Annotated in this window: 12 protein-coding genes and 1 rRNA gene; 11 read left to right on the plus strand and 2 right to left on the minus strand. The window is 74.4% G+C overall.

The window, feature by feature from the left end; genetic code table 11:
- The 3 genes from rrf to ACFZDL_RS35515 all read left to right on the plus strand — a co-directional run.
- Nucleotides 1-86, plus strand: a 5S ribosomal RNA gene (gene rrf, locus ACFZDL_RS35505); the annotation flags it as partial.
- Between the two features lie 224 nt (nt 87-310).
- Nucleotides 311-1,399, plus strand: coding sequence for a hypothetical protein (locus ACFZDL_RS35510; protein ID WP_391193357.1), 1,089 nt, complete (start codon nt 311-313; stop codon nt 1,397-1,399).
- A 23-nt stretch (nt 1,400-1,422) separates the two neighbouring features.
- Nucleotides 1,423-2,241 carry a hypothetical protein gene (locus tag ACFZDL_RS35515; RefSeq protein WP_353594692.1) on the plus strand — a complete coding sequence of 273 codons (819 nt, stop codon included), beginning with the start codon at nt 1,423-1,425 and terminating at the stop codon, nt 2,239-2,241.
- Nucleotides 2,242-2,349: 108 nt separating this feature from the next.
- Here ACFZDL_RS35515 and ACFZDL_RS35520 read toward each other — a convergent pair whose 3' ends face one another.
- Entirely contained in the window at nt 2,350-3,756 is a 1,407-nt protein-coding gene (locus ACFZDL_RS35520) for a DUF1015 domain-containing protein (protein WP_353594580.1), read from the minus strand.
- A gap of 79 nt (nt 3,757-3,835) precedes the next feature.
- On the opposite strand from ACFZDL_RS35520, the gene ACFZDL_RS35525 reads away from it, so the two are divergent.
- The 4 genes from ACFZDL_RS35525 (at nt 3,836) to ACFZDL_RS35540 (ending at nt 8,127) form a co-directional block, all read left to right on the plus strand.
- Nucleotides 3,836-4,894, plus strand: a complete 1,059-nt coding sequence (locus tag ACFZDL_RS35525) for an HAD-IIA family hydrolase (protein ID WP_353594581.1) — start codon at nt 3,836-3,838, stop codon at nt 4,892-4,894.
- A gap of 91 nt (nt 4,895-4,985) precedes the next feature.
- Nucleotides 4,986-6,035 (plus strand): iron chelate uptake ABC transporter family permease subunit, encoded by a 1,050-nt coding sequence (locus tag ACFZDL_RS35530; RefSeq protein ID WP_353594582.1) that lies wholly within the window; start codon nt 4,986-4,988, stop codon nt 6,033-6,035.
- On the plus strand, nt 6,032-7,117 hold the full coding sequence (locus ACFZDL_RS35535) for an iron chelate uptake ABC transporter family permease subunit (protein ID WP_391193358.1): 1,086 nt from the start codon (nt 6,032-6,034) through the stop codon (nt 7,115-7,117). Before ACFZDL_RS35530 ends, ACFZDL_RS35535 begins: the two co-directional genes overlap by 4 nt.
- An 86-nt stretch (nt 7,118-7,203) precedes the next feature.
- Complete coding sequence (locus ACFZDL_RS35540) at nt 7,204-8,127, plus strand: ABC transporter ATP-binding protein (RefSeq protein WP_353594694.1); 924 nt, start codon at nt 7,204-7,206, stop codon at nt 8,125-8,127.
- On the opposite strand, the gene ACFZDL_RS35545 is transcribed toward ACFZDL_RS35540, so the two are convergent.
- Nucleotides 8,075-8,422: a sterol-binding protein gene (locus ACFZDL_RS35545; RefSeq protein WP_353594583.1), complete on the minus strand. Its 348-nt coding sequence runs from the start codon at nt 8,420-8,422 to the stop codon at nt 8,075-8,077. The two genes, ACFZDL_RS35540 and ACFZDL_RS35545, sit on opposite strands and share 53 nt — an antisense overlap.
- Nucleotides 8,423-8,487: 65 nt before the next feature.
- Here ACFZDL_RS35545 and ACFZDL_RS35550 point away from each other — a divergent pair, with 65 nt between their 5' ends.
- The 4 genes from ACFZDL_RS35550 to recN all read left to right on the plus strand — a co-directional run bounded on the left by ACFZDL_RS35550 (nt 8,488) and on the right by recN (nt 12,575).
- Nucleotides 8,488-8,877 carry a hypothetical protein gene (locus ACFZDL_RS35550; RefSeq protein WP_353594584.1) on the plus strand — a complete coding sequence of 130 codons (390 nt, stop codon included), beginning with the start codon at nt 8,488-8,490 and terminating at the stop codon, nt 8,875-8,877.
- Between the two features lie 63 nt (nt 8,878-8,940).
- Nucleotides 8,941-9,807, plus strand: coding sequence for a TlyA family RNA methyltransferase (locus ACFZDL_RS35555; protein ID WP_353594695.1), 867 nt, complete (start codon nt 8,941-8,943; stop codon nt 9,805-9,807).
- Nucleotides 9,804-10,733: an NAD kinase gene (locus tag ACFZDL_RS35560; RefSeq protein ID WP_353594585.1), complete on the plus strand. Its 930-nt coding sequence runs from the start codon at nt 9,804-9,806 to the stop codon at nt 10,731-10,733. Before ACFZDL_RS35555 ends, ACFZDL_RS35560 begins: the two co-directional genes overlap by 4 nt.
- Nucleotides 10,734-10,823: 90 nt before the next feature.
- Nucleotides 10,824-12,575 carry a DNA repair protein RecN gene (gene recN, locus ACFZDL_RS35565; protein WP_353594586.1) on the plus strand — a complete coding sequence of 584 codons (1,752 nt, stop codon included), beginning with the start codon at nt 10,824-10,826 and terminating at the stop codon, nt 12,573-12,575.
- The last annotated feature ends 229 nt before the right edge of the window (nt 12,576-12,804 follow it).

Raw genomic sequence — 12,804 nt, forward strand, 5'->3', positions numbered from 1 at the left:
GTTACATTCCGAACCCGGAAGCTAAGCCTTTCAGCGCCGATGGTACTGCAGGGGGGACCCTGTGGGAGAGTAGGACGCCGCCGAACAATCTTTGAAGGACCCTTGGTCCCAGCGTTCATGCTGGGACCAAGGGTCCTTTTGTTTTTGCTGAAACGCGTTCGCAAGTCCGATGCGCGAGAATGGCTGCAGTACCTCATCAAGACAGGAGTCACGTCGATGTCCACCAACTCCCCCGACGATCGGCCGAGCCGGGAGCCGCGGCGCCGGGACGGCGGTGACCGGCGCGACTTCCGTGAGTCCGGACCGCGACGTGACGGTGATCGCGGCGGGTTCCGGAGGGGGCGGGACGACCGCCCGTACCGTCCCCGGCGCGATGACGACCGCGGCGGCTACCGCCGTGACGACGACCGCGGCGGCTACCGCCGTGACGACGACCGCGGCGGCTACCGCCGTGACGACGACCGCGGCGGCTACCGCCGTGACGACGATCGTGGTGGTTTCCGCCGTGACGATGACCGCGGAGGCTACCGCCGTCGCGACGACGACCGCAGTGGTTACCGTCGCGACGACCGGGGGGATGACCGCCGTGGTGAGCGCCGCGATGACCGGCCGCGTGGGCCGCGTCGCGACGATGACCGTGGTGGACGGCCGGGAGGGTATGCGCGTCGTGACGACCGCGGTGGCCGGCCGGGGTTCGACCGCCGTGATGACCGGGGCGGTTTCCGCCGCGACGAGCGGCGTGATGACCGCCGTGATGATCGCCCCCGTGGGCCTCGCCGTGATGACCGTGACGGTGGCTACCGCCAGGGTGGGTTCCGTCGTGACCGGGACCGCGATGACCGGCCGGGGTTCCGGCGGGATGACGACCGCGGTGGCTACCGCCGCGATGACGACCGTGGCGGCTACCGTCGGGACGACGACCGTGGCGGCTACCGTCGCGACGATCGTCGTGATGACCGCCGTGACGACCGGCGCCGTGACGACCGGCGGGATGACCGGCCTTCGTACCGCCGTGACGACGACCGTGGCGGTTTCCGGCGTGATGATCGCCGTGATGACCGGCCGCGCGGGCCGCGCCGCGACGACCGGGATCGTGGTGGCCGCGTCGGCGGGTACGACCGCCGTGACGACCGTCGCGACGACCGCCGTGACGACAGGCCGCGTGCCCCGCGCCGGGATGACCGTGAGGGCGGTTTCCGCCGGGATGATCGCCGTGACGACCGTGGGCCGCGCCGTCCGTACGCCGGGCAGGGCCGTGGGCGCGATGAGCGTCCCGGTGGCGGTGGCTACAAGCGCCGGGACGACCGGTCCGGCGGCTACGGCCGCCGGGACGATCGCGCCCGCGATCGCGACCGTGACCGCGAGCCGGTCAAGCGGCTGCCGATCCCCGAGGATGTGACCGGGGACGAGGTCGACAAGAGCGTGCGGCAGGAGCTCATGAGCCTGCCGAAGACGCTCGCCGACGACGTGGCCAAGAACCTCGTCATGGTCGCCAGGCTGCTGGACGACGAGCCCGAGCGGGCGTACGAGTACTCGCGCGTCGCGCTGCGGCTCGCCTCCCGCGTCGCGGCCGTACGCGAGGCGGCGGGCTTCGCCTCGTACGCCGTCGCGAAGTACGCGGAGGCGCTGGCGGAGTTCCGCGCGGCGCGGCGGATGACCGGCACCGCGGACCTGTGGCCCGTGATGGCCGACTGCGAGCGCGGCATGGGCCGCCCGGAGCGGGCGCTGGCGATGGCCGGTGAGCCCGAGGTGCAGAAGCTGGACCGGGCTGGGCAGGTCGAGATGCGGCTGGTCGCGGCGGGCGCCCGGCGTGACATGGGGCAGACCGACGCCGCCGTGGTGACGCTGCAGAGCCCGGAGCTCGCCTCCCAGTCCATACAGCCGTGGACGGCGCGGCTGCGCTACGCGTACGCCGACGCGCTGCTGGCCGTCGGGCGTGAGGGCGAGGCGCGGGAGTGGTTCGCGAAGGCCCTGGAGGCGGACCAGGGCGGGACCACGGACGCCTCCGACCGGCTCGCGGAGCTGGACGGCGTGGAGTTCGTGGACGCGCTCGCCCCGGAGCTCGAGCACGAGGAGGAGCCCGGGGACGAGCCGGAGGTCGTGGACGAGCCCGGGGACGAGGAGGAGCCCGAGCTCGCAGCGGACGAGCCGGAGGGCGAGGGCGAGCCCGAGCCCGAGCCCGAGGCCGCCGCCGAGTCCGACCGTCCGAAGGACGGAACCGACGAGGCCGACGGCCGCTGACGGGGGCCGGGAGCGGCACCGGAGCGAAACAGCGAGAGACAGTGAGGGCGGAACCCCGGCCCAGGGGTTCCGCCCTTTCTCGTGAGCCGTGTCAGCGGCGTCAGCGTGTCAGCCGAGCGCGAGGCTCCGCAGGACCAGCCCCGACGCCGGCTTCGGCCCGAAGGAGGTCGACTTGTGCGGCATGGGAATCCCCTGCCGGGCCAGGTCGTGGACGACCCCCTCCCGTACCGGGTGCATCAGCACGGCCGTGCCGCCGTGCCGCTCTGCCTGCTCCACGGCCGCCGCCGCGTCATGGATGTAGCCGATGTGGCCAGGGTCGTCCGGGACCTTCCAGATGTGCTCGAGGAGCAGGGAGTGCAGGACTGTCGCGTCGAGGGTGCGCCATGCCTCCGGCCGGTCGGCGGGGATCGTACGGGCCAGGAGCGCCGGGTCGGGGCGGTCCAGGAGGAGGAAGCCGCCGTGCCCGGCGAGCAGGAAGGCGTTGCCGGCCCCCGGCTCGTCGGCGGCCTTCGCGAGCGTGGCCAGGGCCTGCGGGAGCGGGCCGTCGACCGGCCGTACGCGGAAGGCGGCGCCCCCCGAGCCCCCCGAGTCCCCTGAGCCTCCCGAGCCGGGCGTCGGCGAGCTCGGGCCGGTCGGGCCGGTCAGGTCGGTCGGGTCGGCCGGGCCGGGCGTGCGATGCGCGCCCGGGGCCCCCAGGGCGGCCAGCGCGTCGGCCGGGGAGAGCCGGTGCAGCAGCCGGTGGATGGCCCTGACCCGCAGCGGGTAGCGGGCGGTGTCGACGAGCAGGACCAGGCCGAAGTCCCAGGGACCGGGCTCCGTCCGCTCCTCGCGCAGCCGCAGATACGTGGCCCAGCGGTGGTGCCCGTCGGCGATGAGGGCCTGGCGGTGGCGGAGGTCGGCGGCGATCTGCGCGAGGTCGGCGGGGTCGGTCACCCGCCACAGGCGGTGGCTGAAGCCGTCCTCGGTGGGCGTGGACAGCAACGGGCGGCCCTGCACGGCGCGTTCGAGGACGGCCGCCGCGCCGCTCACCGAGCCGTCGCCGCGGTAGGCGAGCAGCAGCGGCTCCAGGTTGGCGGCGGTGGCGCGCATCAGGGCGGCGCGGTCCTCGACCACATGCGGCATGACCTCCTCGTGCGGGAGGACCACGCCCTCCTCGCGCGGGCTCAGCCGCAGGGCGCCGATGAGCCCCCGCTGGAGCACATGGCCGTCGCGCTGCTCGTAGACGTAGAGCGCGGGCTCGGGGTCGGGGGCGAGTATCCCGTCGGCCTGCCAGCGGCGCAGCGTCTCGGCTGCCTGCCGGTGGCGGTCGGCGGGGGTGCCGGCCTGCGGGAGGATGAGGCGGACGATGTTGTAGGGGTCCGCTGTCTCGAGCGCGCGCAGACCGTCGGGGCGCACCACGACGTCGTACGGCGGGGAGGTCACGGCGGCCAGGCTGCCGACCCGCTCCGCGACATAGCGCAATGCCCGGAACGGGGCGAGCTGCAGACCTTGCCCGACAGGCCCTGGAGTGCTCATCACTGAATGCTATGCCGTTCGACGCGATGAGCGATGATCGGAGCACAGACGCACATGTATGCGAGGAGCGTGTCCCCCGATGAATCCCCCCGTGACCCCGAACGTCCGGACCCGGCCCGCGACCAGCGAACGGCCGCTGAGCGCGGCGTACGACACCGCCCTGCTGGACCTCGACGGGGTGGTGTACGCGGGGGGCGAGGCCATCGAGCACGCCGTGGGCTCGCTGGGCGAGGCGAGGGACGGCGGGATGCGGCTGGCGTATGTGACCAACAACGCGCTGCGCACGCCGGAGGCGGTGGCGGAGCATCTGACCCGGCTCGGGGTGCCCGCGCAGCCGGAGGACGTGATCACTTCGGCGCAGGCGGTGGCCCGGCTGATCGCCGAGCAGGTCCCGGCGGGGGCCCGGGTGCTGGTGATCGGCGGTGAGGGGCTGCGGGTCGCGCTGCGCGAGCGGGGCCTGGTGCCGGTGGATTCGACGGACGACGACCCGGCGGCGGTGGTCCAGGGGTACGGCGGGCCCGACATGCCCTGGGGGCGGCTGGCGGAGGCCGGGTACGCGGTGGCGCGCGGCGTGCCGTGGTACGCCTCCAACGCGGATCTGACGATTCCGAGCGGCCGGGGCATCGCGCCGGGCAACGGCGCGGCGGTGGAGGTCGTGCGCATCGTCACGGGCCGCTCCCCGCAGGTCGCCGGGAAGCCGCTGCCCCCGATGCACCGCGAGACGATCCTGCGGACCGGCGCGGAGCGGCCGCTGGTGGTCGGGGACCGGCTGGACACCGACATCGAGGGCGCGCACGCGGGCGGCGTCGACTCGCTGCTGGTCCTGACCGGGGTGACGACCCCCGCGCAGCTGCTGGCGGCCGAGCCCAAGCACCGGCCGACCTATGTGGACCGCGACTTGAGGGGCCTTCTGGCGTCCCAGGCCGGGGTGGAGCCCGCCGGGGCGGGGGACGACGGCGGGTTTCGCTGCGGGGGCTGGCTGGCCCGGGTGCGCGAGGGCGAGCTGGTGCTGGAGGGGGAGGACGGCGACCCGATGGACGGGCTGCGGGCGCTGTGCGCGGCGGCGTGGACCGAGGCCGGGGACGGGGCGTGCGCCGCGGACGCGGGGAAGGCGCTGGCGCGGCTGGGACTGGGGTGAATGCCTGAAGGCCCCTCCCGAGGCGTGACAGGGCAGGTTAGGTTAACCTAACCTCAGTTGTGATCGGCCTTGCTGCGAGGTGGAGTTCCGCGTGACCCTGCTCAGTCCGGCCAGAGCCGGGACCGAAACAGCGACCGCGCCACCCGGGCGGCACCTCGCGCGCCGCGCGGCGGGGCTCGCCGCCTCCCTGGGGGTCCTGCTGGTGGTCGTGGCCGCCAGCGTCGCGATCGGCGCCAAGCCGATCGCGCTGGGCGAGGTGTGGCACGGGCTGTTCCACTACAGCGGCAGCGACACCGATGTGGTGGTCCGGGACGTGCGGGTGCCGCGCACCGTGCTCGGCCTGCTGGTGGGCGCCGCGCTCGGGCTCGCGGGCGCGGTGATCCAGGCGCTCACCCGCAACCCGCTCGCCGACCCGGGGCTCCTCGGGCTGAACGCGGGCGCGTCCGCCGCCGTCGTCTCGGCCATCAGCTTTCTTGGCGTCACCTCCCTGACCGGCTATGTGTGGTTCGCCTTCCTCGGCACCGCCGTCGCGTCCGTGCTGGTCTACGCGCTCGGCGGCACCCGGGGGGCCACGCCGGTGCGGCTGGCGCTCGCCGGTACGGCCGTGTACGCGGCGCTCTACGGCTATCTCAACGCCGTTGAGCTGATGGACACGGCGGCCCTGGACAAGATGCGCTTCTGGACGGTCGGTTCGCTCGCCTCCGCGAACATGGCGGTCGTCAAGCAGGTCGCGCCGTTCATCGCCGTCGGCGTGGTCCTCGCCCTGGCGCTCGGCCGGGCGCTGAACGCCGTGGCGCTCGGCGACGACACGGCGCGCGCCCTGGGCACCAACCTCAACCGCACCCGCGTGCTCGCCATGGCCGCCGTCACCCTGCTGTGCGGGGCCGCGACGGCCGCCTGCGGGCCGATCGCGTTCGTCGGCCTGATGGTGCCGCATCTCGTACGGGCGCTCACCGGGCCCGATCTGCGCTGGATCCTGCCGTACGCCGCGGTGCTCTCGCCGGTGCTGCTGCTGGGGGCCGATGTGATCGGCCGGGTCGTGGCCCGGCCCTCGGAGCTGCAGGCCGGGGTCGTCACCACGCTCATCGGCGGGCCCGTCTTCATCTACCTCGTCCGGCGCCGAAGGATGGCCCAGCTGTGAACGCGAGCGCGAGCAAGGTCAGGAACGGCGGCGCGAGCGCGCCCAGGGCGCGCGGGGCCACGCTGCGGACCCGGGGCGGGCTCTCGGTCCGGGTGGACGTCCGCGCGGCGCTGACGGGGCTGCTGCTGGCCGCCGTGGCACTGGGCATGAGCGTGGTGCTGATCGGGACGGGCGACTTCTCGATCGCGCCCGGCGATGTCGTACGCACCCTGTTCGGCGGCGGCACCCCGATCGAGCACTTCATCGTCAACGAGGTGCGGCTGCCGCGCGTCCTGGTCGGGCTGCTCGTCGGCGCGGCCCTGGGCCTGGCGGGCGCGCTGTTCCAGAGCGTGTCCCGCAACCCGCTGGGCAGCCCCGACGTGGTCGGCTTCGGACAGGGGTCGGCGGCCGGGGCGCTCACGGTCGTCGTGCTGTTCAAGGGCGACCCCAACCAGGTCGCGGCCGGGGCCGTCGCCGGCGGTCTGCTGACCGGGCTCGGCGTGTACGCGCTGGCCTGGCGGCAGGGCGTACACGGCTATCGGCTGGTGCTCGTGGGCATCGGCGCGTCCTCGACGCTCACCGCCGTCAACGGCTATCTGCTCACCCAGGGGCACCAGGAGGACGCGGCGCGCGCCATGGTGTGGCTGACCGGCTCGCTGAACGGGCGGGACTGGGGGCAGGTCTGGCCGCTGGCCTGCGTATGCGCGGTGCTGGTGCCGGTGGTGCTCGGGCACGCCCGGGGCCTGCGGATGCTGGAGATGGGCGACGACAGCGCATACGCCCTCGGGGTGCGGGTCGAGCGCACGCGGCTGGTGATGGTCCTGTCGGCCGTCGTGCTGACCGCGGTCGCCACGTCCGCCGCCGGGCCCGTGGCCTTCGTCGCGCTCGTCGCGCCACAGCTGGCCCGCAGGCTCACCCGCTCGACCGGGCCCAACCTGGTGCCCGCGGCCCTGATGGGCGCGGCCCTGCTGATCACCGCCGACTGGGCCGCGCAGCGCCTCTTCGGGGCGGACCAACTGCCGGTGGGGGTGGTCACCGGGGTGCTGGGCGGCTGCTATCTGCTGGGGCTGCTGATCACCGAGCGCCGGGCGGGGCGGATATGACGAGGGACGGTGCGGATGTGACGAGGGGCGACGTGGACAGTAGGGACGGCATCGACGGTATGGGCGATACGAGCGGCATGAGCGCCATGGGCGGTACAGGTGGCGCGGGCGGTACGGGCGGAATGGGTGAGGGTGCCCGGGCGCGGCGGCTCACCGCCGAAGGGCTCACCCTCGCCTACGACCGGCGCACGGTGGCCGAGGGGCTGACCGTGGCCATCCCCGACCACTCCTTCACGGTGATCGTCGGGCCCAACGCCTGCGGCAAGTCCACCCTGCTGCGCGCCCTGTCCCGGATGCTCAAGCCGACCGCCGGGTCGGTGCTGCTCGACGGGCAGGCGATCGGCTCGCTGCCCGCCAAGAAGGTCGCCCGCACCCTCGGGCTGCTGCCGCAGTCCTCGATCGCGCCGGACGGCATCACCGTCGCGGACCTGGTCGCGCGTGGCCGCTATCCGCACCAGGGGCTGCTGCGGCAGTGGTCGGAGACGGACGAGCGGATTGTCGGTGAGTCGATGGCGGCGACCGGCGTGGCCGAGCTCGCGGATCGCTATGTCGACGAATTGTCCGGCGGTCAGCGGCAGCGGGTGTGGATCGCCATGGCCATCGCCCAGCAGACTCCGCTGCTGCTCCTCGACGAGCCGACCACCTACCTGGACATCCAGCACCAGATCGATGTGCTCGACCTGTGCGCCCAGCTCCACGAGGAGCAGGGCCGCACCCTTGTCGCCGTCCTCCACGACCTCAACCACGCCGCCCGCTACGCCACCCACCTGATCGCGATGCGCGGCGGGGAGGTCGTCGCCGAGGGCGCGCCGGGGGAGGTGGTGACGGCCGAGCTGGTGGAGCGGGTCTTCGGGCTGCGCTGCCAGGTGATCGACGACCCCGAGACCGGCACCCCGCTGGTGGTGCCCGCCGCCCGGCGGCCCCGTACGCAGGCGGTCACGACGGAGATGGCCGCGGCTACAGCAGCTTCCGCAGCCGCAGAAGGTCGCGGAAGCCGGCCTCCAGCTTGACCCGGCCGCTGCCCCAGGCCCGCGCGAAGTGCAGCTCGCCGTCGACCAGGGCCACCAGGTCGTCGCCGGACATCGTCAGCCGGATCTCGGCGCGCTCGGCGGGCGGGCCCGGCACGGCCGTCACGTCCTCTATGCGGCCGTCGGTGAGACGTCCGAGGAAGGTGATGTCGAGGTCGGTGATACGGCAGCTCACCGAGCGGTCGAGCGCGGCGGCGCTGCGGAGGTCCCCGTTCGCGCCCGCCAGGTTCTCCGCCAGTTTGTCGAGTGCGCTGCGGCACTCCTCCATGGTCGCCATCGCGACAGACGGTACCCCAGGTCCCGTACGTCGGAGAATGTGCGGTTCGCGGTAGCGTCGGGACCATGAGTGAGCCGATCGAGGGTGTGCGGCCCGGGCCGGAGCCGCGGCCCGGGGTGGAAGCCGCCGTGGCGGGGGCCCCGGGGGCCGGGCCGGAGCCGACGGCGGGGCCCTCCTGCGAACCGTCTTCCACGCCTTCCCCGGAGCCTTCTTCGGACCCTTCCTCGGAGTCGGCGCGTCCGGCGGATCCGGCGCCGCTCGGTGTCACCCGTACGCCCACCGGCGTCGCCGGGATCGACGCGCAGCTGGACCGGCTGGCCGATGCCGACCACCTCGCCGTGAGCGGTCATCTGGAGGTGTACGAGGATGTGCACCGGGGCCTGCGCGACGCGCTGACCGCCCTGGACCGGCGGCCCGGCCCGCCGGCCCCCGCACCGCCCGCCCCCGCCTCGTAAGACGACCCCGCCTCGTAAGACGACCTCGTCCCGCAAACGACAGGAGCTGAACCCCCCGTGGCTGTGACCCGCCCACGACGCGTACGACTCGACGCGGAGCTGGTGCGCCGCGAGCTGGCCCGCTCGCGCGAGCATGCCAGCCAGCTGATCGCGGCGGGCCGGGTGACCGTCGGCGGGCAGGTCGCGACCAAGCCCGCCACACAGGTGGAGACCAGCGCGGCGCTCGTGGTCAGGGAGGACGAGAGCGACCCGGACTACGTCTCGCGCGGCGGGCACAAGCTCGCGGGCGCGCTGCTCGCCTTCAGCGAGGAGTACCGCCAAGGGGCGGGCGCGGCCGCCACCGGGGGCGGCCCGGGAGGCGGCGAGCTGAAGGTCGCGGGGCGGCGCGCCCTGGACGCGGGCGCGTCCACCGGAGGCTTCACCGACGTCCTGCTGCGCGCCGGCGCCGCCCATGTCGTCGCCGTGGACGTCGGTTACGGACAACTCGCGTGGTCTTTGCAGAGCGATGAACGCGTCACCGTCATGGACCGTACGAACGTACGTGAATTGACGCTCGAGCAGATCGGCGGTGACCCCGTGGACCTGGTCGTCGGTGACCTGTCCTTCATCCCGCTGGGGCTGGTGCTGCCCGCCCTGGTGCGCTGCGCCGCGCCCGGAGCCGACCTGGTGCTGATGGTCAAGCCCCAGTTCGAGGTCGGCAAGGAGCGGCTGGGCAGCGGCGGGGTGGTCCGCAGCGCCGCGCTGCGCGCCGAGGCCGTCCGTACGGTCGCGGAGCAGGCGGCGGGTCTTGGCCTTGGAGTCCTGGGGGTCACCGCGAGCCCGTTGCCCGGCCCGGCCGGCAACGTCGAGTACTTTCTGTGGATGCGCGCCGGGGCGCCGGCACTCGACCCGGCCGATGTCGACCGTGCAGTGGCGGAGGGGCCCAGTTGACCACTTCAGAAGCTTCAGCAGCAGCCTCGGCAGCAGCGGAGCGCACCGTATTCCTGCTGGCGCACACCGGCCGCCCCGCGGCCATCCGCAGCGCCGAACTCGTCGTCCAGGGGCTGCTGCGCTGCGGCATCGGGGTGCGGGTGCTGGCCGCGGAGGCCGCCGACCTGCCGCTGCCGTCCGCGGTCGAGCTGGTCGAGGCGGGCCCGGACGTCCTGGTCGGCTGCGAGTTGCTGATCGTCCTCGGCGGTGACGGCACGCTCCTGCGCGGAGCGGAGTTCTCGCGGATCTCCGGGGTGCCGATGCTCGGCATCAACCTGGGCCGGGTCGGCTTCCTCGCCGAGGCGGAGCGGGACGACCTGGACAAGGTCGTGGACCGGGTCGTGACCCGCAGCTACGAGGTCGAGGAGCGGATGACCATCGATGTGCTGGTCCGCACCGACGGGCAGATCGTGCACACCGACTGGGCGCTGAACGAGGCGTCGGTCGAGAAGGCGGCGCGCGAACGCCTCCTGGAGGTCGTCACGGAGGTCGACGGCCGTCCCGTCTCCCGCTTCGGCGGCGACGGCGTCGTCTGCGCGACCCCGACCGGCTCGACCGCCTACGCCTTCTCGGCCGGCGGCCCCGTCGTGTGGCCCGAGGTCGAGGCGCTGCTGATGGTCCCCATCAGCGCGCACGCCCTCTTCGCCAAGCCCCTGGTCACCTCGCCGCGCTCGGTGCTCGCCGTGGAGGTGCAGCCGCAGACCCCGCACGGGGTGCTGTGGTGCGACGGGCGGCGCACCGTCGAACTGCCCGCGGGCGCGCGGGTGGAGGTGCGGCGGGGGGCGGTGCCGGTGCGGCTGGCGCGGCTGCACCACGCGTCGTTCACGGACCGGCTGGTGGCGAAGTTCGCCCTCCCGGTCGCGGGCTGGCGCGGCGCGCCGCATTAGGCTCCCCGGCGGGGCGCCACGGCGGGCTCAGCGCGGGCGGGGCGCCCCGTAGGAGGAACCCGCCGTCGCATCGAGGCCGCGAAACCTCGTATGGTCGTGGTCGTGCTGGAGGAGATGCGGATACGTGCCCTGGGCGTCATCGACGATGCCGTCGTCGAACTGTCGCCCGGCTTCACCGCGGTGACCGGTGAGACCGGAGCGGGCAAGACCATGGTCGTCACCAGCCTCGGCCTGCTGCTGGGCGGGCGGGCCGACGCCGCCCTGGTGCGGATCGGGGCCAAGGCGGCGGTCGTCGAGGGCCGGATCACGGTCGACGGGCGGTCGGCGGCGGCCGTCCGGGCCGAGGAGGCGGGGGCCGAACTCGACGACGGCGCGCTGCTGATCAGCCGCACGATCTCCGCCGAAGGCCGTTCCCGCGCCCATGTGGGCGGCCGCTCGGTGCCCGTGGGGCTGCTGGGCGAGTTGGCGGACGACCTGGTGGCCGTGCACGGCCAGACCGATCAGCAGGGGCTGCTGCGCCCGGCCCGGCAGCGGCAGGCCCTGGACCGGTACGCGGGAGCCGCGGTCGCCGGGCCGCTGGAGAAGTACGGGGCGGCCTACCGGCGGCTGCGCGCGGTCACCGCCGAGCTGGACGAGCTGACCACCCGGGCGCGGGAGCGGGCGCAGGAGGCGGATCTGCTGCGCTTCGGCCTCGAGGAGATCGCCGCGACCGAGCCGCTGCCGGGGGAGGACATCGAGCTCGCCGCGGAGGCGGAGCGCCTGGGCCACGCCGAGGCCCTCGCCTCCGCCGCCACCGCCGCGCACACCGCGCTGGCCGGGCACCCGGAGGACCCCGAGAGCGTGGAGGCGGCCGGCCTGGTCGCGGGCGCGCACCGGGCGCTGGAGGGCGTCCGCTCGCACGACCCGGCGCTCGCCGCGCTCGCCGACCGGATCGCCGAGGTCGGCATCCTGCTGTCCGACGTGGCCGGGGAGCTCGCGGGCTACGCGGACGACCTGGACGCCGATCCGCTGCGGCTGGCGGCCGTCGAGGAGCGCCGGGCCGCGCTGGCCCATCTGACCCGCAAGTACGGCCAGGACATCGCGGACGTGCTGGCCTGGGCGGAGCAGGGCGCCGCGCGCCTGGCCGAACTGGACGGCGACGACGACCGCATCGGCGAGCTGACCACCGAGCGCGACGCGCTCCGCGCCGAACTGGGCGAGCTCGCGCAGGCCCTCACCGACGCCCGTACGGAGGCGGCGGCGCGTTTCGCCGACGCGGTCACCGCGGAGCTGGCCTCGCTCGCGATGCCGCACGCCCGGGTGACCTTCGCGATCAGCCAGAGCGAGGCCGCGGAGGAGGCGGCGGGCATCGAGGTGGGCGGCCGTGCGGTGCTGTTCGGGCCGCACGGGGCCGACGAGGTCGAGCTGCTTCTCGCCCCCCACCCGGGCGCTCCGCCCCGCCCGATCGCCAAGGGGGCGTCCGGCGGTGAGCTGTCCCGGGTGATGCTCGCGGTGGAGGTGGTCTTCGCGGGCTCCGACCCCGTGCCGACCTATCTCTTCGACGAGGTGGACCAGGGCGTCGGCGGCAAGGCGGCGGTCGAGGTCGGCCGGCGCCTGGCCAAGCTCGCCCAGACCGCGCAGGTCGTGGTCGTCACCCACCTGCCCCAGGTCGCGGCCTTCGCCGACCGGCACCTGGTCGTGGAGAAGACCAACGACGGGTCGGTCACCCGCAGCGGTGTGAAGGCGATGGAGGGCGAGGACCGCGTACGGGAGCTGTCGCGCATGCTGGCGGGCCAGGAGGACTCCGAACTCGCCCGCGCCCATGCGGAGGAGCTTCTGGAGACGGCGCGGGCGACGCGCTGACCGCTGCGGCTCCGCGCCGCTCCGCCCTGCGCCTCGCCGTGCCGGCGGCCCGGGCCGCCGCCCGCGGGTCGGGGGCGCGAGGGTGTTGCGCCGTCGGCCTTGTCCTCCGTATGGGTGAATCCTTGGACGTACGGGCGAGCCAACGGCAGGCCACGGGCGGGGCCATGGCGGTGGTGGCGGCCTGAAGGCTGGCATCCTGGGCGGAGCGCACCCGTACCGCCGCGTGCCG

Source organism: Streptomyces sp. NPDC007917, from assembly GCF_042959105.1.
Classification (GTDB): domain Bacteria; phylum Actinomycetota; class Actinomycetes; order Streptomycetales; family Streptomycetaceae; genus Streptomyces.